At 39.3% G+C, this 20,173-nt stretch carries 17 protein-coding genes, 1 other RNA gene and 1 other annotated feature; of the genes, 2 read left to right on the top strand and 16 right to left on the bottom strand.

Features of this window, described 5'->3' with window-relative positions:
* Positions 1-103 precede the first annotated feature (103 nt).
* The 5 genes from recD2 to cymR form a co-directional block, all read right to left on the bottom strand.
* Entirely contained in the window at positions 104-2,461 is a 2,358-nt protein-coding gene (gene recD2 / locus POF52_RS01430) for an SF1B family DNA helicase RecD2 (RefSeq protein WP_034648822.1), read from the bottom strand.
* A 24-nt stretch (positions 2,462-2,485) separates the two neighbouring features.
* On the bottom strand, positions 2,486-3,145 hold the full coding sequence (locus POF52_RS01425) for a tetratricopeptide repeat protein (protein WP_271989329.1): 660 nt from the start codon (positions 3,143-3,145) through the stop codon (positions 2,486-2,488).
* Positions 3,146-3,302: 157 nt separating this feature from the next.
* Positions 3,303-4,415 (bottom strand): tRNA 2-thiouridine(34) synthase MnmA, encoded by a 1,113-nt coding sequence (gene mnmA / locus POF52_RS01420; protein ID WP_271989327.1) that lies wholly within the window; start codon positions 4,413-4,415, stop codon positions 3,303-3,305.
* 106 nt (positions 4,416-4,521) lie between these two features.
* Positions 4,522-5,664, bottom strand: coding sequence for a cysteine desulfurase family protein (locus POF52_RS01415; RefSeq protein WP_025750574.1), 1,143 nt, complete (start codon positions 5,662-5,664; stop codon positions 4,522-4,524).
* 23 nt (positions 5,665-5,687) lie between these two features.
* Positions 5,688-6,104 carry a cysteine metabolism transcriptional regulator CymR gene (gene cymR / locus POF52_RS01410; protein ID WP_013059297.1) on the bottom strand — a complete coding sequence of 139 codons (417 nt, stop codon included), beginning with the start codon at positions 6,102-6,104 and terminating at the stop codon, positions 5,688-5,690.
* Between the two features lie 226 nt (positions 6,105-6,330).
* Between cymR and POF52_RS01405 the strand changes: the two genes are divergently transcribed.
* On the top strand, positions 6,331-7,608 hold the full coding sequence (locus POF52_RS01405) for a replication-associated recombination protein A (protein ID WP_013085092.1): 1,278 nt from the start codon (positions 6,331-6,333) through the stop codon (positions 7,606-7,608).
* Positions 7,609-7,654: 46 nt separating this feature from the next.
* On the opposite strand, the gene pstA is transcribed toward POF52_RS01405, so the two are convergent.
* The 8 genes from pstA to POF52_RS01365 form a co-directional block, all read right to left on the bottom strand.
* Positions 7,655-8,584 carry a phosphate ABC transporter permease PstA gene (pstA, locus tag POF52_RS01400; protein WP_043976149.1) on the bottom strand — a complete coding sequence of 310 codons (930 nt, stop codon included), beginning with the start codon at positions 8,582-8,584 and terminating at the stop codon, positions 7,655-7,657.
* Complete coding sequence (pstC, locus tag POF52_RS01395) at positions 8,581-9,468, bottom strand: phosphate ABC transporter permease subunit PstC (RefSeq protein WP_271989323.1); 888 nt, start codon at positions 9,466-9,468, stop codon at positions 8,581-8,583. Before pstC ends, pstA begins: the two co-directional genes overlap by 4 nt.
* 124 nt (positions 9,469-9,592) lie before the next feature.
* Positions 9,593-10,477, bottom strand: a complete 885-nt coding sequence (locus tag POF52_RS01390; protein WP_013059301.1) for a phosphate ABC transporter substrate-binding protein PstS family protein — start codon at positions 10,475-10,477, stop codon at positions 9,593-9,595.
* 421 nt (positions 10,478-10,898) lie between these two features.
* Positions 10,899-11,663 (bottom strand): tRNA threonylcarbamoyladenosine dehydratase, encoded by a 765-nt coding sequence (locus tag POF52_RS01385; protein ID WP_013059302.1) that lies wholly within the window; start codon positions 11,661-11,663, stop codon positions 10,899-10,901.
* A 162-nt stretch (positions 11,664-11,825) separates the two neighbouring features.
* A non-coding RNA gene (gene ssrS, locus POF52_RS01380) (6S RNA) lies at positions 11,826-12,007 on the bottom strand.
* Positions 12,008-12,125: 118 nt separating this feature from the next.
* The gene (gene aspS / locus POF52_RS01375; RefSeq protein WP_271989321.1) at positions 12,126-13,904 is read right to left on the bottom strand and encodes an aspartate--tRNA ligase; all 1,779 of its coding nucleotides are present in this window, start codon (positions 13,902-13,904) and stop codon (positions 12,126-12,128) included.
* Positions 13,905-13,916: 12 nt separating this feature from the next.
* Positions 13,917-15,185: a histidine--tRNA ligase gene (gene hisS, locus POF52_RS01370; RefSeq protein WP_016765628.1), complete on the bottom strand. Its 1,269-nt coding sequence runs from the start codon at positions 15,183-15,185 to the stop codon at positions 13,917-13,919.
* A gap of 68 nt (positions 15,186-15,253) precedes the next feature.
* Positions 15,254-15,486, bottom strand: a binding site (T-box leader).
* Positions 15,487-15,573: 87 nt separating this feature from the next.
* Entirely contained in the window at positions 15,574-15,750 is a 177-nt protein-coding gene (locus POF52_RS01365) for an RNA polymerase subunit sigma-70 (RefSeq protein WP_176583515.1), read from the bottom strand.
* A 166-nt stretch (positions 15,751-15,916) separates the two neighbouring features.
* On the opposite strand from POF52_RS01365, the gene POF52_RS01360 reads away from it, so the two are divergent.
* Complete coding sequence (locus POF52_RS01360) at positions 15,917-16,801, top strand: N-acetylmuramoyl-L-alanine amidase (protein WP_230586506.1); 885 nt, start codon at positions 15,917-15,919, stop codon at positions 16,799-16,801.
* On the opposite strand, the gene dtd is transcribed toward POF52_RS01360, so the two are convergent.
* From dtd to POF52_RS01345, 3 genes are all read right to left on the bottom strand, one after another.
* Complete coding sequence (gene dtd, locus POF52_RS01355; protein ID WP_016765630.1) at positions 16,792-17,253, bottom strand: D-aminoacyl-tRNA deacylase; 462 nt, start codon at positions 17,251-17,253, stop codon at positions 16,792-16,794. The genes POF52_RS01360 and dtd overlap by 10 nt on opposite strands.
* A gap of 15 nt (positions 17,254-17,268) precedes the next feature.
* Entirely contained in the window at positions 17,269-19,467 is a 2,199-nt protein-coding gene (locus POF52_RS01350; RefSeq protein ID WP_013059308.1) for a RelA/SpoT family protein, read from the bottom strand.
* Positions 19,468-19,652: 185 nt separating this feature from the next.
* Complete coding sequence (locus POF52_RS01345) at positions 19,653-20,165, bottom strand: adenine phosphoribosyltransferase (RefSeq protein WP_013059309.1); 513 nt, start codon at positions 20,163-20,165, stop codon at positions 19,653-19,655.
* Positions 20,166-20,173: the final 8 nt, after the last annotated feature.

The following is a 20,173-nucleotide window of genomic DNA, read 5'->3' as shown; positions in this document are numbered from 1 at the left end:
ATTATGTCCACTTCTTTCCATGTCCATACTTTATTTTCTGACAATTAGCAAAGAAGGATGGCAACAAAGGAGTTTATTTAACTCTTTGTTAGCATACGAAAGGTTACATGAAATCATACGGCGTAACGTTTTCCATCCCAATATTTGCATCTTTCATAAATGGAATTTCGGGATCTTCTATGTCGTTATCCAAGCTTTCTCGAAGCAGCGGCTGTAAATTCGTTTGTCGGATGCTGTCTTCATTTCGGCTGACGCCAAGCTGAAACGCTTCGTCTTCGCCGCATAAAATTAAAAACTGTTTGCTTCGCGTAACGGCGGTATAAAGTAAATTGCGTCGCAGCATCCGGTAATAGCTTTTAACAATTGGAAGCACAACAATGGGAAATTCACTTCCCTGTGATTTATGAATGGAACAGCAGTATGCATGAGTTATTTGATTAAAGTCTTGCTTTGTGTAAGTTACTTCATTTCCTTCATATGAAATAACCAGCATATCCTGTTTTTCCGTATTTTCTTTGGCAAAGAAAACCGAGACGATTTCTCCCATATCTCCGTTAAATACGTTGCTATCCGGCTGATTTACAAGCTGCAGCACTTTATCTCCCACTCGGTACGTGATATCTCCGTGTTTAAGCTCTCTTCTTTGCTCAGAAGCCGGGTTGAATAATTCCTGAAGAACTTCATTCAGCTTATCAATACCTGCAGGACCTTTATACATAGGAGCTAAAACTTGAATATCTTTAGCCGTATAGCCTTTCTTTAACGCATTCCCGCAAACTTGTTGCACGACGTTCGTGATGTGCTGTCCTTGACAACGAATAAAGGAACGATCTCCTTGCTGCCTTGATAAGTCTTCCGGAAGCTTTCCTTTTTTTATTTCATGAGCCAAATCAATAATTGACGATCCTTCCGCTTGCCGGTATACATCTGTAAGACGGACGGTAGGAACTACTTCTGAACTCAGTAAATCTTTTAACACCTGTCCCGGACCTACTGAAGGAAGCTGATCTTCGTCTCCAACTAAAATAACCTGTAAATTAGCAGGAAGAGATTTAAACAGCTGATGAGCAAGCCACAAATCTACCATTGATACTTCATCCACAATCAGTAATTTTCCGTCAATTGGATTTTCCTCATTATGATCAAATCCTTCTTGTCCGTTCCATTTTAATAATCGGTGAATGGTAACTGCCGGAAGTCCCGTCGCTTCGCTCATTCGTTTAGCAGCGCGTCCAGTAGGTGCCACAAGTAAAACAGGAAAAGCTTCATCTTTTTTATAATCCCCTGGATTTAACGAACATCCGTGAAGTTCTGCATAGAGTTCGACTATTCCTTTAATAACCGTTGTTTTCCCTGTACCTGGTCCACCTGTTAAGAGAAGCATCGGAGACATTAAAGCGGTTTGTATGCCCTTGCGCTGAGACGGTGCATATTGCACGTCTAATCGCTCTTCTAGTTCACCCAGTGCCAATAAGAATTCTGATTCCGGAAACTGCTCTTCGTACTGCGTTTGAGCCATAATTTTTTGAATAGCTTTAACCAGCCCTTTTTCAGCATAGAAAAGGGGAGGAAAATAAATTTTTTCGTCTTGAATGATAAGCTTTTTGTCTGCTTTTAATGCGTCCACTTCTCTTGTAAGATCCATTTCAGACAGATTCTCATGCCTGCTTTTTCGAAGAAGCTCTGCTGTTTTTCCATACAGCTGATCTGCCGTGACGTATACATGTCCCATTTGATTGCATTCTTGCTCAATGACATATAAAATACCTGCACGCAAACGATCAGGATGATTGGTTGCCATACCAAGCCTCTTTCCAAGTTCATCGGCCCTGCTAAAGCCAATACCTTGAATATCTTCTACGAGCTGATAAGGATTATTTTGAACAATTTCAAGCGCTTCTTGTTTGTACGCTTGGAAAATCTTCATCGAAAGCTGCGGTCCAAACCCAAGGTCTGTCAGCTTTACCATTACTTCTTCTAACCCTTGATGTTCACGAAGCTGCGTGACTAAAGCTTCTGCCTTGTCGGCTGAAAGCCTCGGAACCTCTTTTAGCACAGACTCATTTTGCAAAATACGAAAAATAGCGCGTTCTCCTAGAGCGTCCACAATGTTTTCAGCAGTTTTTTTACCGATTCCGTGAAATAAATCGCTAGACAGGTACTGAACAACCCCTTGCCTTGATTGCGGAAGTTCTTTTTTAAACTGTTCAACATGAAACTGCAGACCAAACTTTGGATGCTCTTTGAAGTCTCCGTAAAACGTGTATACTTCATCTTCATTCAGCTTAGGAAAATAGCCTGTAACGACCGTTTCTTTATCTTCAATCTCTAAATTTGTTTTTTTGATCCGTATCCGCGTAACGTTATATAAGTTTTCTTCGTTATGAAAGACGGTTACAATCGACGTGCCGCTTATATAATGACGTTCTGGCTGTGAAGGGTTCACTTGTTCTTCGTTCATGTTATCCTTCCTTTACCCGCTTTCTTAATGTTCTAATGTAGACAGAACTTGTTTGGCATTTGCTGCCATTACGTGATCTGGCTGCACGTTTAAAGCTTCATCTAACATCTCAATCGCCTTGTCTTTGTCATCTTTCATAGCATACGCTACGCCTAAATTATAAAAAGCATCGGCATGTTCTGGATCTTGATTGACTACCTTAAGAAATTCAGCAATTGCTTCATCTACCATTTCGAGCTGTGCTAAACAAAGACCGTACTGAAATTTTGCTTCTACATCATGTTCGTTTAGTTCTACCGCCCGCTGAAGATAAGGCATCGCGAAACGAATTTCTTCCATATGAAACAGCGTTAAACCAAGCATAAAGTACGCATCGGATGAATCTAAGCCTTTTTTGATTGCTAAATCAAAGTAGTGCTTTGCCTGCTCAAGCTGCTCTGCATTAAAATAAATATTTCCTGCTCCGTAATACGCTGTTGCCGTTTCTTCATCTAATTCAATCGCACGTTCATAAAATTTCAAAGCACGATCCATCTCACTAACAGCCGCTAACAAATTGCCAAAATTCACATACACAATTGGATCTTTTGGATTATCTTCAATTGCTTCTGAAAATGTTTTAGCAGCCTCTTCAAATTTCCCTTCCTGCATATACTGAATTCCTAGCTGATTTTTATCTGTCATTTTTTCGTTCACTCCACTGTTTTAGTTATGATTTAAGAGATTTTCACATCATGAAAATCTAGAATATGTAAGTTATTAGTTTACCCAATAAGTAAAGTATATCATAGAAAAACCTCAGCTATATACGGCCGAGGTTTTTCGTTCTTGCTTATATGAATTATACGTACCAGATTTGCTCTTCTTCTTGAAATACTTTGTCAATTGTTGCTCCGCCAAGACATTCATCATCTTTGTAAAACACAACTGCTTGACCTGGCGTAATTGCGCGAACAGGTTCAGCAAAAATAACCTTAATTGTATCATCATCGACTTTTTCAACGGTTACTGCTGAATCAGTTTGACGATAGCGGAATTTTGCTGTGCACGTCATTGGTGACGACCAGTCACGTTCGCTTACCCAGCTGACATTGGTTGCTGTAAGAGATGTAGAATAAAGAAGCTCATTGTGAAAGCCTTGATCGACGTATAAAACATTTTTTTCTAAATCTTTTCCGACTACAAACCAAGGTTCACCGCTGCCTCCAATACCTAAACCGTGGCGTTGACCAATCGTGTAGTACATAAGACCGTCGTGCTTGCCTTTTACTTCGCCGTCAAGCGTTTGCATTACACCTGGCTGAGCAGGAAGATACTGACTTAAAAATCCTTTGAAGTTGCGTTCACCAATAAAGCAAATACCTGTGCTGTCTTTTTTCGTTGCTGTAGCAAGGCCTGCTTCTTTCGCAATTTCACGCACTTTTGATTTCTCAATTTCACCAATCGGGAACATTACTTTTGAAAGCTGATCTTGTCCTAATTGATTTAAGAAATACGTTTGATCTTTATTTCCATCTACGCCTCGAAGCATTTTATACTCCCCGTCGCGGTACGCAACGCGTGCATAATGTCCTGTCGCTAGATAATCTGCTCCTAGCGTCATTGCATGCTCTAAAAAGGCTTTGAATTTAATTTCTTTATTACACATTACATCAGGATTCGGTGTACGACCTGCTTTATATTCCTCTAAAAAGTAGGTAAATACTTTATCCCAATATTGTTTTTCAAAGTTGACTGCATAGTAGGGAATACCAATTTGATTACATACGCGAATAACATCGTTATAATCTTCAGTCGCAGTACAAACGCCGTTTTCATCCGTATCGTCCCAGTTTTTCATAAAGATTCCGATCACATCGTATCCTTGTTGTTTTAATAAAAGAGCTGCTACGGATGAATCAACACCTCCGCTCATTCCGACTACTACACGTGTATCTTTAGGTGATTTTGTCAACTTCGCCACCTCCGTTTTCTTCATTTTAATTAAATTGTTCGCTAAAAAGCGAAAGAAACGACACAAACCATCAGTGAGGGATGAAGACCCTACTGATGGCTGCTATTTACATCGTTAGTCGCTTAACGATGTTTGCTGTTTGACGTGCGGTTTTTTCAATTTGCTCAGCTGAGTTTCCTAAGCCAAAGCTAAATCGAATAGAAGTTGTTAAACGTTCAGAACCTTTTCCAAACATAGCAACAAGCACATGAGAAGGATCGATTGCTCCCGCTGTGCAAGCTGAACCGCTCGATGCCGCAATTCCCGCTAAGTCTAAATTGACGAGCATCGATTCAACATTTGTTTTTGGAAATGATAAATTTAACACATGTGGCAGAGAATTTTCAAGATGTCCGTTAATTTCAAAGGAAATACCTTCTTCTTTCAACACAGCTACCATTATTTCTTTGTATCTTCTATATTCATCTGCACGTGTTTGCAGCGTTTGTTGCGAAATTTTCACAGCTTCTTCAAACCCGACAATACTTGTCATGTTCTCAGTTCCAGCTCGTCGTTTGCGCTCTTGTTCTCCTCCAAATAGCAAAGGAGACAGTGAAACGTGAGCAGCTGCATATAAAAAGCCCATCCCTTTTGGTCCGTTAATTTTATGAGCCGAAACGGATAAAAGATCGACACCTAATTGTTGCACATTTAACGGAATTAATCCATAAGCTTGCACTGCATCCGTGTGGAAATATGCTCCATGCTCTTTTAATAGAACGCCAATTTCTCCAATTGGCTGAATAGCACCTACTTCATTATTTCCAAACATCACCGACACAAGAATTGTTTGATCGGTTAGGGCTGATTTTATTTCATCCACAGATACTTGTCCGTACTCATTAACTGGTAAGTAAGTCACTTCAAAGCCCTGTGTTTCTAAATATTCACACGTATGAAGCACAGCGTGGTGTTCAATTTGCGTGGTAATAATATGATTTCCTTTATGGCGGTTTGCAAGAGCGACTCCGATCAGTGCCATATTATCTGCTTCTGTCCCACCACTTGTAAAAATCAGTTCATTTTCGTGTGCTCCAATACTTGCTGCAATCGTTTGGCGAGCTTCGTCTAAATAGCGTCGACTTTCCCGCCCATAGTGATGAATACTAGACGGATTTCCAAAGTACTCATGCATAAAAGTCGTCATTTTCTCAACGACTGCTGGATGTATTGGAGACGTTGCTGCATGATCAACATAAATACGTTCCAAAATAAACGCCTCCTAGCTCATTATTAAATATAAAACATATAAGACGCTTGATCATCATCAGAATGATTTGCTAAATCTTCAAGCGTTGTACTATCTAGCACTTCTTTAACCGCATCTCGAATACGAATCCACAGCTCGCGTTTTGCAGGCTCTTCATCTTCAATTCCTTCTACAGGACTAATAGGACCTTCTAAAACAGAAATAATATCACCAGAAGTAATGTTAGCAGGTTCATGGGCTAAGATGTAACCTCCATAAGCTCCGCGCACGCTTTTTACAAGCCCAGCGTTACGCAGCGGTGAAATAAGCTGCTCTAAATAATGTTCAGATAAGTCATGCGTTTGAGCAATAGTTTTAAGCGAGATAGGACCTTCGCCAAAGCGCTTCGCAAGCTCAATCATAATCGTTAAACCGTAGCGTCCTTTTGTTGAAATTTTCATACGATACACTCCTTCAATACACTTTTTTTATTTATGAAAAAAATAAGACCCTCACGTTGTCACTGAATGCTGTGATGAGCCGTTTTTTACTAAGCTATATGAACTTCTCTATATGCATTTCTTGCAAATGTAACTGTTGATATTATAACATACTATGCCTATAAGATAAATTTCCACCACCTATTCACCGCTTGTGATACAGTGAAAGAAAAGAAAGGAGAAAAACATGGCTACAAAACCTCTCGCATTTCGAATGCGTCCGACTCATTTAGATGACGTTATCGGACAGCAGCATTTAGTTGGCAAAGATAAAATGATTTATCGAATGGTAAAAGCAAATCACTTAAGCTCGATGATTTTATATGGACCTCCAGGCGTTGGAAAAACAACAATTGCCACAGCTATTGCAAAAACAACCAACACGGCGTTTCGTCAGTTAAATGCCGTTGTAAACAATAAAAAAGATATGGAAATTGTCGCCGAAGAAGCCAAAATGTCAGGCAAAGTAATTCTGCTGTTAGATGAAGTTCATCGGCTTGACAAAGCTAAGCAAGACTTTTTGCTTCCTTACTTAGAAAACGGCATGATCATTCTAATCGGAGCGACAACAAGCAATCCTTATCACGCAATTAATCCTGCTATTCGAAGCAGATGCCAAATCTTCGAATTAAAATCTCTTACGCCAGATGATATCAAAATGGCGCTAACAAGGGCACTAAACGACTCATCAAACGGATTTGGGGATAGAAAAATCATCGTAGAAGATGACGCCATGAACCACTTTGCCAACAGCTGTAACGGTGACGTGCGCTCGGCTTTGAATGCTCTGGAACTGGCTGTTTTATCAACAGGTGAAAGCGATGGTAAAATCGTTATTACCTTACAAACGGCAGAAGAATGTCTGCAGCAAAAATATTTTTCACATGATAAAAATGGTGACGCTCACTATGATGTATTATCGGCTTTTCAAAAATCGATTCGCGGCAGCGACGTAAATGCCGCTCTTCATTATTTGGGACGGCTAATTGAAGCAGGAGACTTGATCAGCATCAATCGTCGCCTTTTAGTCATTGCCTATGAAGACATTGGACTAGCTGATCCGGATGCCGGCATGAGAACTCTCGCAGCTATTCAAGCAACTGAGCGATTAGGACTCCCAGAAGCACGTATCCCGCTTGCAAACGCCGTTATTGAGCTTTGTCTATCACCGAAGTCCAACGCTGCTTACAAAGCATTAGATGAAGCGATAAGCGATATTAAAAAAGGGCTTTCCGGCGACGTTCCCCCTCATTTGAAGGATGCTCATTACAAAGGAGCAGAGAACCTTGGCCGAGGCGTTGAATATCAATACCCGCATGATTTTGATAACGGATGGGTCCTTCAACAGTATTTACCGGATCGCATCAAAAACAAACAATATTTTCATCCTAAACAAAATGGACAAGAAAAATACTTTTCAAAAGTTTTCAATCGTTTAGAGACATTAAAAAAAGAAAATGGCTGAAACTGTTGCTCAGTTTCAAAGCCATTTTCTTTTTTGTCTTTATCTATTAAGCTGCACTTTTAACATCTTTGCGTTTTTTCGTTTTTGTTGAACCTTTAAAGTAGCTGTCTAAAAGTTTAGCGACTAAACGAGCGATTATGTTAAACAACAGAACCATAATGATTAGAATAGCAGCTGACTTTGTTGCAATCAATCTTGCATCAGGTACGATTCCTTCAGAGTTTAATTTCCAAATGTGAACGGCAAGCGTCTCTGCTGGTCGAAAAATATTAAACGGGTTTACAGGACTCGTTAAGTCAGCATTTGAATTTAACATCGGCGTCGTTAAGCCAGCCGTATAAATCAACGCAGCTGCCTCTCCAAAGATTCGTCCCGCAGTTAAAATAACGCCTGTGATAATTTGTTGAATTGCTGATGGAATGACGACTTTGACAATTGTTTGCCATTTAGTCGCACCCAACCCTAAACTCGCTTCTTTTACACTCGCAGGAACAGATGCAATCGCACTTTCACATACGCGCGTTAAACCCGGTAAATTTAAAATTGTAATCACAAGTGCTCCGCCGATAAGCGTATAGCCCCAGCCTGAAAATGTGACAAAAATTAATAATCCAAATAAACCAACTACAATGGACGGTAATGACGCCATTGTTTCAATACATAAGCGGACGAAATTTAAGAAACGACCTTGCTTCGCGTACTCCGCTAAGTAAATTCCGGCTCCTAAACCAAGAGGAATAGAAATGATCAGCGTTAAAACAAGCATGTAGAACGAGTTAAACAGCTGGGGTCCGATACCGCCTCCTGCCATCGTATTGCTTGGCTTTCCAAATAAAAAGTTCGGATCCCAAAATCCCCAGCCTTTAGCGATAATTTCAACAACTAAATACACTAATAGCAACACAACTAGAGCGGCAATGCCATAAAAAATACCTGTCCATATATTATTTACTGTGCGTGCATTTTTGTTTCTCATTGATGAGCACCTCGTTTCCCAATTGCTCGGATAATTAAAATGAACACGAAAGAAATAAGCAGTAAAATCATGGCTAACGTCCACAATGCGTTATTCCATGCCGTTCCGTTTAACGTATTAGACATATCCATTGTTAAAATACCTGTTAATGTTGCCGTTGGACTATATAAGCTTTCAGGAAGCTTAACCGTGTTTCCAATAACCATTTGAACAGCTAGCGCTTCTCCGAATGCGCGGGCAAGCCCTAACACGATACCTGTTAAAATACCTGTTTTAGCAGATGGAATAATGACTCGGCTAATTGCCTGCCATCTTGTTGAACCTAGTCCATAAGAAGCTTCTAAATATTCAGGTGCTACGCTTCGAATTGCATCGTCAGCAATACTTGCAATTGTCGGAAGAATCATGACGCTTAAGACAATAATTCCGGCAATCAAACTAAAGCCCACTCCGCCGAAGTTATCGCGAAGAAGCGGTACTAAAATGGTAACCCCTAAAAGGCCGTATACCACTGAAGGAACTCCGACTAAAAGTTCTAAAACCGGTCGTAAAACCGTTGAACCAAATTTAGGCGAAATATAGTTGTTAAAAATGGCGATAGCAATTCCAATTGGAGCACTTATAATCACGGCTCCGATTGATACAAGCATGGAACCCATAATAAACACAAGTGCACCGTATTCTTTATTGTTTGGGCTCCATTTTGTTGAAGTCAACATTTCACCGATTGATATATTACTTTGTAAAAATGACTGTATGCCTTTTTCACAAATAAATACGATAATAGCTAACGTAACAAGTACAATTAAAATACCGCAAAATGTAGAAAGCGTACGGCCAATGTATTCGCTTTTTACATAATTAATGGATTTTTTCCCCTTCATCGCTCTGTCTCCTTACATATTCAGTATATATTCGCTTTTCTTTTTATTCGCTATATACTTTATTAACATTCAAATAGAATAAGACTGACTGTGTTAGTCAGCCCTATTCTTTTTAAAAACACTCTTATTTTTTGAACTCAGTCATTGGGATATATCCCATATCTTCTACTTGCTTAGCAAAGTCTTTACCAGCTACGTAGTCAATGTACTCTTTTGCACCATCTTTTGGCTCACCGTTTGTAATCATGTACTCATAAGACCAAAACGGATATTTTTTAGAAACAATATTTTCTGTTGTTGGCTCTACACCATCAATATTAAGCATTTTTAAACTTTCTTTTTTATCGCCAATTAAATACGACATAGCAAGGTAACTTACTGCTCCTGGCGTTGAATTTACTGATTGCTCAACCGCTCCGTTTGAGTCTTGAGCTGTACCAACGCTGTCATTTACTTTTGCGTCACCCATTAATGTTTTCTCGAATGTAGCACGTGTACCAGATGATGCTGGACGGTTGATTACGTTAATTTTCTCGTCGTTTCCGCCAACTTCTTTCCAGTTTTTAATTTCACCAGAGAAAATCTTTTGAATTTGCTCTTTTGTTAAAGATTCTACTTTTACATCTTTATTTACAACAAGTGCGAACCCAATGCCCGCTACTTTCGTATCTACAAGTTTATCTGCTTTTGATTTATCTTCGATTTTATCGGCTGCTGGAACATCAGAGTTTCCAATGTCAACTGCTCCTGATGCTACTTGGTTAACACCCGTTCCACTACCTCCACCTTGTACCGTTACTGAAAGGTTTGGATATTTTTCAGTAATTCCATTCGCTGCTTCTTCTGCAAGTGGTTGTAAAGCTGTAGATCCCGCCGCTGTTAACGTACCTGACACTTCTTCTTTGCTGCCCGAACCACTGTCGTTGCTTGCTCCGTCTTTACCACATGCTGCTAGTGCTCCTACCATTAAAAAAGCTGCTAATGTTACTTTAAAACCCTTTGTTTTCATTACATTACCCTCCAATAAATATATGTGTAATTAGTACTAGTCCTTTGTACTCGAACAACAGGTACAAGACACATTATACGAGTAGATTGTTGTCTTTATATGAAGTGAATTTTAAGTTACTGTAAACTTACTTATTTGGGGTTTATTTTTTTTATTTCTATCAAAACCCTTGATATATAAGACTTTCTGAATATTGCTGTAGAAGATATAAAAGAAAGAAAGCCAAAACGTAAATTTTATGTAAATAAAGCGTTAAATAAATTTACATAAATCTCTTTTTTTAATACAGTGTAAATTCACCATCAAGCCATATTTTTCAATTTATTAGTACTTTTTATACATATCAAACAGAAGATTCCATCCAAAGTATAAATAGAACAGATATTTCCATAAAAAAAAGAAGGCTACGATAGCCTTCTTTTTATTCATCACCTACGCGGCGAATCTTAATATCACTTAATAATTCATTGATAACATGACCGCCCATAATTAATCCTGCTACAGATGGAACAAAAGCATTAGAAGATGGGGGCATTTTCGCTTTGCGAATTTGGGCTTGATCGTTTCCTACTTCTTTGCGAACTTCTTCGCGAATAACGATGGGACGTTCATCAGAAAAAACGACGTTAATTCCTTTACGAATTCCTTCTTTACGCAGACGAGTACGAACCACTTTTGCAATCGGATCTGTATGTGTCTTTGAAATGTCTGCAATTTTAAAACGTGTTGGATCCATTTTATTCGCAGCACCCATACTTGAAATAATCGGAATATCACGTTTTAAACATTCTTTCATTAAATGAATTTTATACGAAATCGTATCGGATGCATCCACTACGAAGTCCGGTTTGTAACTAAAGAACTCTTCATATGTTTCTTCCGTATAAAACATTTGAAGAGAAACGACGTCACAGTCTGGATTAATATCCAAAATACGTTTTTTCATTAATTCTGTCTTGGGCTGACCTACCGTAGAAAGCAGCGCGTGAATTTGACGATTTACGTTTGTAATATCAACATCGTCTTTATCTACAAGAATTAAACGCCCTACTCCTGACCGAGCCAAAGCCTCAGCAGAAAACGACCCTACTCCTCCTATCCCTAAAATAGCAACTGTGCTGCCTTTTAAAGTAGCTAGCCCTTCTTTTCCTATCGCCAGTTCATTACGCGAAAACTGATGCAACATGTTAAAACACTCCTCTATTAAATACACTAACGTGTATGAATAATTCAAATAAACAACGAAATTGACTATACCATATTTTTAGCAAAACGAACATGAGCATTCGTTATTTATCCATAAAAAAACTCTATGCAAATAATTACATAGAGGATTTTTTATATGTATGCTAGTCCCGATCGTGCCGTCTCGAGTGCCTTCGTTTTGAACCCGCTCTCGGCAGGTGGGTGCTCTGCTTTAACCATTGTAAGTCCTCGAGAGGAGGCATGTACGCTCGTTAAAAACTCCGAGCTCCCAAGCAAAAAATTGTTCGGTCAAAACTGGATTAAGGACGAACACATCAGGACTATTTAGTTCTTGAAAGTATCTTATCACAGAAAAAATCACTTTGCAATTAATAAGTAAAACAAAAAAATCGAGCCTGTCACGTTCCAGTGACAGGCTCGATTTAACGGACGGTTCAATCGATTACGCTTCTGTTTTTTGCTTTTTTACCTGCAAATGCAGCTCGTCTAATTGCGCTTCACTTACTTCACCAGGTGCGTTTGTTAATAGACAGCTTGCACTTGCTGTTTTAGGGAAGGCAATTGTATCACGCAAGTTTGTGCGTCCTGCTAGAAGCATGACCAAACGGTCAAGACCTAACGCAATTCCGCCGTGAGGAGGAGTACCGTATTCAAATGCTTCAAGTAAGAAACCGAACTGCTCATATGCTTCTTCTAATGTAAATCCAAGCGTTTTAAACATTTTTTCTTGAATATCACGCTCGTAAATACGTAAAGATCCTCCGCCAAGTTCGTAACCATTCAATACTAAGTCATATGCTTGTGCACGGACTTGTCCAGGATCGCTTTCTAACATTGGTAAATCTTCACGAACTGGCATTGTGAATGGATGATGAGCCGCGTAGTAACGGTTGTCTTCTTCATCATGTTCAAGAAGAGGCCAATCTGTTACCCATAGGAAGTTAAATTTCGTTTCATCAATAATTCCTTGTTCTTTTGCAAGCTTTAGACGAAGAGCGCCAAGTGCATCTGCTACAACTGACTTTTTATCAGCTACAAATAAAAGTAAATCTCCTTCTTCCGTTTGAAGAGCTTCAGCAAATTGCTTTTGCTCATCTTCATTGAAGAATTTTGCAATCGGTCCTTTTAAGCCGTCAGCTTCAACTTTCAGCCATGCTAACCCTTTAGCACCGTAAATTTTCACGAACTCTGTTAGAGCATCGATATCTTTACGTGAATAGCTAGAAGCGGCACCTTTTACGTTAATGGCTTTTACTTCTCCGCCGTTTTCAACTGCTGCGCTAAATACTTTGAACCCGCAGTCTTTCACAAGCTCTGATAAGTTGACTAGCTCCATTTCAAAACGTGTATCCGGCTTATCTGAACCGTAGCGACTCATCGCTTCATCATATGACATGCGCGGGAAAGGCGTCGTTATATCTAAATCTTTTACGCGCTTCATTACTTTAGACATCATTTCTTCCGTCATTGTCATGATGTCCTCTTGAGATAAAAATGATGTTTCAATATCGATTTGAGTAAATTCAGGCTGACGATCTGCACGCAAGTCTTCATCGCGGAAGCAGCGAGCAATTTGATAATAACGCTCAACTCCGCTTACCATTAGCAGCTGCTTAAAGATTTGCGGCGATTGAGGAAGAGCATAAAACTCCCCTTCGTGCACGCGGCTTGGCACAAGATAATCACGCGCGCCTTCTGGCGTACTTTTCGTTAGAATAGGTGTTTCAACATCTAAAAAGTCATTTTGATCTAAGAAGTCACGGATTGTTTTTGTAATGTCATTGCGCATTTTAAGCGTGTTAAACATCTCAGAACGTCGAAGATCTAAATAACGATATTTTAATCGAACATCTTCTGATACTTCCGTTTGATCCGCAATGGCAAAAGGAGGTGTTTTGGCTTTGTTTAATACCGTAATCTGCTCAGCGTGAACTTCAATTTTACCTGTTTTTAAGTTCGGGTTAACGGTTCCCTCTTCACGAGCTACAACAGTTCCTCGCACTTCCAGTACAAATTCATTACGTACATCTTCAGCAATTTTTAGCGCTTCAGCAGATTTTTCAGGATTAAATACAACCTGTACAACTCCGCCGCGGTCGCGTAAATCGATAAAGATTAATCCCCCTAAATCACGGCGTTTTTGAACCCATCCTTTTAATAGAACTGTTTCGCCAGTTGCTTGTTCTGTTACATCTCCACAGTAGTATGAACGTTTTGTCATCATGGTTCCCCCTTATACTTGTTTTTGCAAATAGCTGACCAATTGATCAATTGATACTTCTTGCTGTTCGCCAGATTCCATATTCTTTACGTTTACAACTTGTTTTGCTAGCTCATCTTCACCTAGAACAACAACAAATTTTGCTTGTACACGATCAGCTGCTTTGAACTGAGCTTTCATTTTTTTATCTTGATAATCTTTATCGGCTACAAAGCCTGCGCGTCGAAGCGTATTTACAATTGAAACGGATTTTTCTTTTGCTTCATCGCCCATAGTTACTACATAGCAATCTACGCCTGTTTCTACCGGAAGCTCAATTCCTTCTGCTTCCAAGGCAGATAATAAGCGTTCGATACTTAAAGCGAATCCGATACCCGGTGTTTCAGGTCCGCCGATTTCTTGAATCAGCCCATTATAACGGCCTCCGCCACAAAGAGTTGTAATGGCGCCAAATCCTTCTGCTTCACTCATTAGTTCAAATGCTGTGTGATTATAATAATCTAACCCGCGTACTAGCGTCGGATCTACAACATAGTCAATGTCTAAATCGGTTAAGTACTGCTGTACTTTTTCAAAATATTCTTTTGAATAGTCGTTTAAATAATCAAGAATAGACGGCGCTGTAGCCATCAGTTCATGGTCACGATCTTTTTTACAGTCTAAAATACGAAGAGGATTTTTCTCCAATCTGCTTTGGCAGTCGCTGCAAAACTCTCCAATGCGAGGTGCAAAGTGGTCAATAAGCGCTTGACGGTGAGCTTGACGACTTTCTGTATCTCCTAAACTGTTAACAACCAACTTTAATTTTTTCAATCCAAGCGATTGGTAAAAGCTCATTAACAGGGCAAGAACTTCAGCATCAATAGCTGGATCATTTACCCCTAATGCTTCTACGCCAAACTGAACAAATTGACGGAAACGTCCCGCTTGAGGTCGTTCATAGCGAAACATAGGACCAATATAAAACAGCTTTGTTGGCTGCGTTGGATTTCCAAACATCTTATTTGAAACAAATGATCGTCCAACTGCAGCTGTTCCTTCTGGACGAAGCGTTAAGCTGCGGTCACCTCGATCTTTAAATGTGTACATTTCTTTTTGCACGATATCTGTTGTTTCTCCCACTCCGCGCAAAAATAATTCAGTGTGTTCAAACATTGGTGTACGAATTTCTTGGTAGTTGAACGCACGGCAGATTTCTCTTGCTCGCTGTTCAACAAACTGCCAATATTCTACTTTGCCCGGTAAAATATCTTGTGTGCCTCTAGGTATTTGAACTGACATAACGTGATATGCCTCCTATTTTTAAAATTTACAATACAAAAAAACTCTCGCCTCTACTATTTTTCCATAGTAGGGACGAGAGTTAATCTCACGTGGTACCACCCTAATTGAAACATATGACATGTTTCCACTCATTTCGTTAACGCACGAACACGTTCATCTCCTACTAAGTTTCCCTTTTCAGAGTGAAGCCTCCTGAGTGTTCTTTCATAAAGTCATCATGTAGAAATGCTTTCAGCCTAAGACATTTCCTCTCTAGCCATGTGTCATCTTTACTACTTTTCTCGATCTTTGGCTTATCAATATAAAAATGTTATACATTCATTTTAATTTAGCAATTGCTTTCTATATTACGAATGAAATGAGCAGTTGTCAAGCACCTTTCATGTTAAGAGCGGTCTAATTGTTTTCTTAGTTTCTGAATATCTCGAAGCGTTAAACCAAATTCAGAAGCCAATTCAAGGGATGAAGCTTCACTTTCTCTGTCAATAAAATCATGAAAATGAATGCCAAATACCGAATTTACCTGCTGAAATGATTGTTCACCTTTTTCACTAAACTTCATCGTTTCTTCCTCCCTGCCTACACTTACTTATCCTTTTATTAGCATTGCCCAAAAAAGATGTTTTTACATAAGAGAAAGGATTTTTTTTATTTTCATCGAATACTCTATTTTGTTATAAAAAGGAGGTCTATCTATTCGCCATCTAAACATGAAGTCTGTATCTGTTTTGGCTGCAAGTATCCTTTTATTACTGTGTTCTTCCTCATTTGAGCGCCCAAATGTACCGGTCCATCAACCCATTATTGTAACAGCTGACTCTCTTCATGTACGCAGCGGTCCAGGACGTTCATTTTCAATTACAAATAAATTGACGAAGAATACAAGACTATCCGTTTCAGACCGTCAAGGAGATTGGTATTATGTAGAAAGCTCGGATATTCAAGGATGGGTGTTTAAAAAATTCACGAAAACCGTAGCGCTTCGCAGCGTTCAGCCTAGCATGCAGGTAGCGCAGCGCCAGCCTGTTTATACGCTGAGTAAAAGCTTGCAGCACTTAAAGGGCAAAACAATTATTATTGATGCAGGCCATGGAGGAAAAGACAAAGGAGCCATCGGCACACAGGGCACATATGAAAAAGACCTCACTCTTCGAACAGCACTTATTTTACAAAACAAACTTCAAAAAGAAGGCGCACACGTCATTTTAACCCGCACCCATGATGAGTACCTTCTACTTTCACAGCGCACGCTGCAATCGACTAAAGCAGATGCTTTTATAAGCATTCACTACAACAGTACGAACAGCTCACAGCTAACTGGCCTTATGACGTATTATTACCATCAGCATCAGGACAGTCCACTCACACATTCTATTCATCAGTCCCTTATTAATCATGCAAAATTAAAAGACAAAGGAGAACGTTTTGGAAACTATTATGTTCTTCGCGAAAATACACGTCCGAGTACATTAATTGAACTGGGCTTTTTAAGCAACGAACGGGAAGAAACGTATATTAATTCCATCAGTTATCAGCAAATGATTACGTCCGCTATCGCTGAAGGATTAAATCACTACTTTCAAAGCAAAGAAAAAACGCAGACTCATCTGTGAGCCTGCGTTTTTTCTTTGCTTTCTACAATAAGCGTGACCGGTCCGTCATTTGTAAATGATACGTCCATCATTTCACCAAATGCGCCGGTTTCTACTCGAACATTTTTTTCTGATAATATTTTATTAAAATAGTTGTAAAGCGTTACAGCATGATCTGGCCTAGCAGCTCCCATAAAGTTTGGTCTTCTGCCTTTTCGGCAATCTCCGTACAGCGTAAATTGAGATACCGATAAAATTTCTCCTTCTACATCTAGAAGCGACAAATTCATTTTGCCAGACTCATCATCAAACACTCGCAAATTCACAATTTTATCCGCTACATACTCTGCATCAGCTTCAGTATCGTCATGGGTAATGCCCACTAAAAGCATATATCCGTGCTTAATCTCACCGACCGTCTCACCTGCAACAGTTACTTTTGCATTCTTTGCTCTTTGTACGACTACTCTCATGTATAACGACCTTTCTTAATGCATAATTCGGCGAACTGAATAAATGTCTCGAAGCTGCTTAATGCGCTCAACCACTTTATGAAGGTGACTGATGTTATGAATAGAAATTGACATATGAATCGTAGCCATTTTGTTTCGGTCCGATTTTCCTGAAACGGCTGAAATATTCGTTTTAGTCTCGTTTACAACCTGCAGAACTTCATTTAGTAAGCCCCTGCGGTCGTATCCGGAAATTTCAATTTCCACGTTAAACTCTTTGCCTTCTTTAATATGTGTTTCCCACTCTACAGGAATAAGGCGGCTTTCAGCATCATCTGTGTGAACGTTTAAACAATCTGCTCTATGAACAGATACTCCCCGCCCCTTTGTAATAAAACCAACAATCTCATCTCCAGGAACTGGATTACAGCATTTAGACAAGCGAATCAGCATGTTCTCTACACCCGGTACAATAACCCCGGAATCTTTTCGTTTATGCTGGCGAACACGCTTGGCCGCAGTGTCGCGTGCAATATCATCAATTTGGATCTCTTGTTCTTGATCGCGCTGCTTTCTCCACTTCTCGGTTAAACGATTAGCTACTTGAGCCGCAGTTAATCCGTTATACCCAATAGCTGCATACATATCATCTTCGTTTGAGAAATTAAACTTCTCCGCTACTCGTTTGATATTATCAGCTGTTAATACTTCTTTTAAGTCAAACTCCATTTGACGAATTTCTTTTTCAACCAGCTCTTTGCCTTTTTCAATATTTTCATCGCGGCTTTGCTTTTTAAAGAATTGGCGAATTTTATTTTTGGCTTGAGACGTTTGAGCAAGCTTTAACCAGTCCTTGCTTGGACCATACGAATGCTTAGACGTCAAAATTTCGATAATGTCCCCCGTTTTCAAACGGTAATCAAGCGTAACCATCTTGCCGTTGACTTTTGCTCCAATAGTTTTATTTCCGATTTCAGAATGAATACGATAGGAAAAATCAATTGGAACAGAACCCGAAGGAAGCTCAATGACGTCGCCTTTTGGCGTAAAAATGTAAACCATGTCGGAAAACAAGTCAACTTTTAGAGATTCCATAAATTCTTCTGCATCGTTTGCGTCATTTTGAAATTCTAAAATTTCTCTAAACCACGTCAACTTTTCTTCAAATGAAGCATGCTCAGCTGTTTTTCCCTCTTTGTAAGCCCAATGAGCAGCAATTCCATACTCAGCAATTTGGTGCATGTCAAACGTTCGAATTTGAACTTCTAACGGATCACCTTTTGGTCCGATAACCGTCGTATGAAGAGACTGGTACATATTTTGTTTTGGCATTGCAATATAATCTTTGAAACGTCCCGGCATTGGCTTCCAGCACGTGTGAATAATTCCTAACACCGCATAGCAGTCTTTAATGCTATTTACAATAATGCGCACAGCTAGTAAATCGTAAATTTCATTAAACTGCTTGTTTTGCAGTGCCATTTTACGATAAATGGAATAAATATGTTTTGGACGTCCTGAAATTTCAACTTTAATCGACACTTCATCTACTTGCTCACGAACTTCATCAATAACTTCAGCCAAATACTGCTCGCGTTCCGCACGTTTTTTCTTCATCAAATTGACAATGCGATAATATTGCTGAGGATTTAAGTAACGTAAAGCTGTATCTTCAAGCTCCCACTTAATTTTTGAAATACCAAGACGATGAGCAAGAGGAGCAAAAATTTCAAGCGTTTCATTTGAAATGCGTCGCTGCTTTTCCTGCGGTAAATGCTTTAGCGTACGCATGTTATGAAGACGATCCGCAAGTTTGATCAATATAACTCGAATATCTTGAGCCATTGCCACAAACATCTTGCGGTGATTTTCAGCCTGCTGCTCTTCTTTAGACTTATATTTAATTTTCCCAAGTTTCGTTACGCCGTCTACTAACATTGCTACTTCTTCATTAAAAGCTTTTTCTAAATCCTTTAGTGTTATCTCTGTATCTTCAACCACATCATGTAGAAATCCAGCTGCAATTGTTGCTGGATCCATATCTAGATCAACTAAAATTCCTGCGACTTGAATCGGGTGGATAATATATGGTTCACCCGACTTGCGATATTGTTCTTTGTGAGCTTCTTTTGCAAAATCATATGCTTTTTGTACAAAAGCCACGTCTTCTTCATTTAAATATCGCTTCGTATTGTCAATGACCTGTTCCGCTGTTAGGACTTGCTCATTTGCCATGAAATCACCTTTTATCAACTAGCATTTTTAATTCATATTGTAACTATTATCTTGAAAAAATCCAAGGATGTAAAGCCTTTGCGTTTAATTTATCAAATTTACATCATTTCCATTTTACGTATTAACGTTTTTTAACGAAAAAAGAGCACCTGTATCAGGTACTCTTTTTTATGTGATCGTTCTTCTTAATACGTCATTAATGTGAATACATCGTAACCGTCTAGTTTGTCACGGCCGTCAAGGTAAGAAAGTTCAATTAAGAACGCAGCTCCAACAACAATTCCGCCTAATTCTTCGACAAGCTTAATCGTCGCTTCAATTGTACCGCCTGTTGCTAATAAATCATCTGTAATCAACACGCGCTGACCTGGCTTAATTGCATCTTTGTGAATCGTTAATACGTCTTTACCGTATTCTAAACCGTAATCTACTTTGATTACTTCACGCGGTAATTTTCCTTCTTTACGAACAGGTGCAAAGCCGATACCTAACGCATATGCTACTGGACAACCAACGATAAATCCGCGAGCTTCCGGTCCTACGATAATATCAACTTGTTTATCATTGGCATATTTTACAATCTCATCCGTTGCGGCACGGTATGCATCACCATTGTCCATTAATGTTGAGATATCTTTAAATGTAATACCTGGTTTTGGCCAGTCAGGTACAATTGTAATATAATCTTTAAAATTCATTCTAATGT

Origin of the sequence: Priestia sp. AB, assembly GCF_028369225.1 — a bacterium.
GTDB lineage: Bacteria > Bacillota > Bacilli > Bacillales > Bacillaceae_H > Priestia > Priestia megaterium.
This window is presented reverse-complemented; position numbering and strand designations above follow the sequence as displayed.

Bases quoted from the DNA above. Each gene is read 5' to 3' on its own strand.
- recD2 (WP_034648822.1), bottom strand. From the start codon at position 2,461: ATGAACGAAGAACAAGTGAACCCTTCACAGCCAGAACGTCATTATATA.
- POF52_RS01425 (WP_271989329.1), bottom strand. From the start codon at position 3,145: ATGACAGATAAAAATCAGCTAGGAATTCAGTATATGCAGGAAGGGAAA.
- cymR (WP_013059297.1), bottom strand. From the start codon at position 6,104: ATGAAAATTTCAACAAAAGGACGCTACGGTTTAACGATTATGATTGAG.
- POF52_RS01405 (WP_013085092.1), top strand. From the start codon at position 6,331: ATGGCTACAAAACCTCTCGCATTTCGAATGCGTCCGACTCATTTAGAT.
- pstA (WP_043976149.1), bottom strand. From the start codon at position 8,584: ATGAGAAACAAAAATGCACGCACAGTAAATAATATATGGACAGGTATT.
- pstC (WP_271989323.1), bottom strand. From the start codon at position 9,468: ATGAAGGGGAAAAAATCCATTAATTATGTAAAAAGCGAATACATTGGC.
- POF52_RS01390 (WP_013059301.1), bottom strand. From the start codon at position 10,477: ATGAAAACAAAGGGTTTTAAAGTAACATTAGCAGCTTTTTTAATGGTA.
- POF52_RS01385 (WP_013059302.1), bottom strand. From the start codon at position 11,663: ATGTTGCATCAGTTTTCGCGTAATGAACTGGCGATAGGAAAAGAAGGG.
- aspS (WP_271989321.1), bottom strand. From the start codon at position 13,904: ATGACAAAACGTTCATACTACTGTGGAGATGTAACAGAACAAGCAACT.
- hisS (WP_016765628.1), bottom strand. From the start codon at position 15,185: ATGTCAGTTCAAATACCTAGAGGCACACAAGATATTTTACCGGGCAAA.
- POF52_RS01365 (WP_176583515.1), bottom strand. From the start codon at position 15,750: ATGAAGTTTAGTGAAAAAGGTGAACAATCATTTCAGCAGGTAAATTCG.
- dtd (WP_016765630.1), bottom strand. From the start codon at position 17,253: ATGAGAGTAGTCGTACAAAGAGCAAAGAATGCAAAAGTAACTGTTGCA.
- POF52_RS01350 (WP_013059308.1), bottom strand. From the start codon at position 19,467: ATGGCAAATGAGCAAGTCCTAACAGCGGAACAGGTCATTGACAATACG.
- POF52_RS01345 (WP_013059309.1), bottom strand. From the start codon at position 20,165: ATGAATTTTAAAGATTATATTACAATTGTACCTGACTGGCCAAAACCA.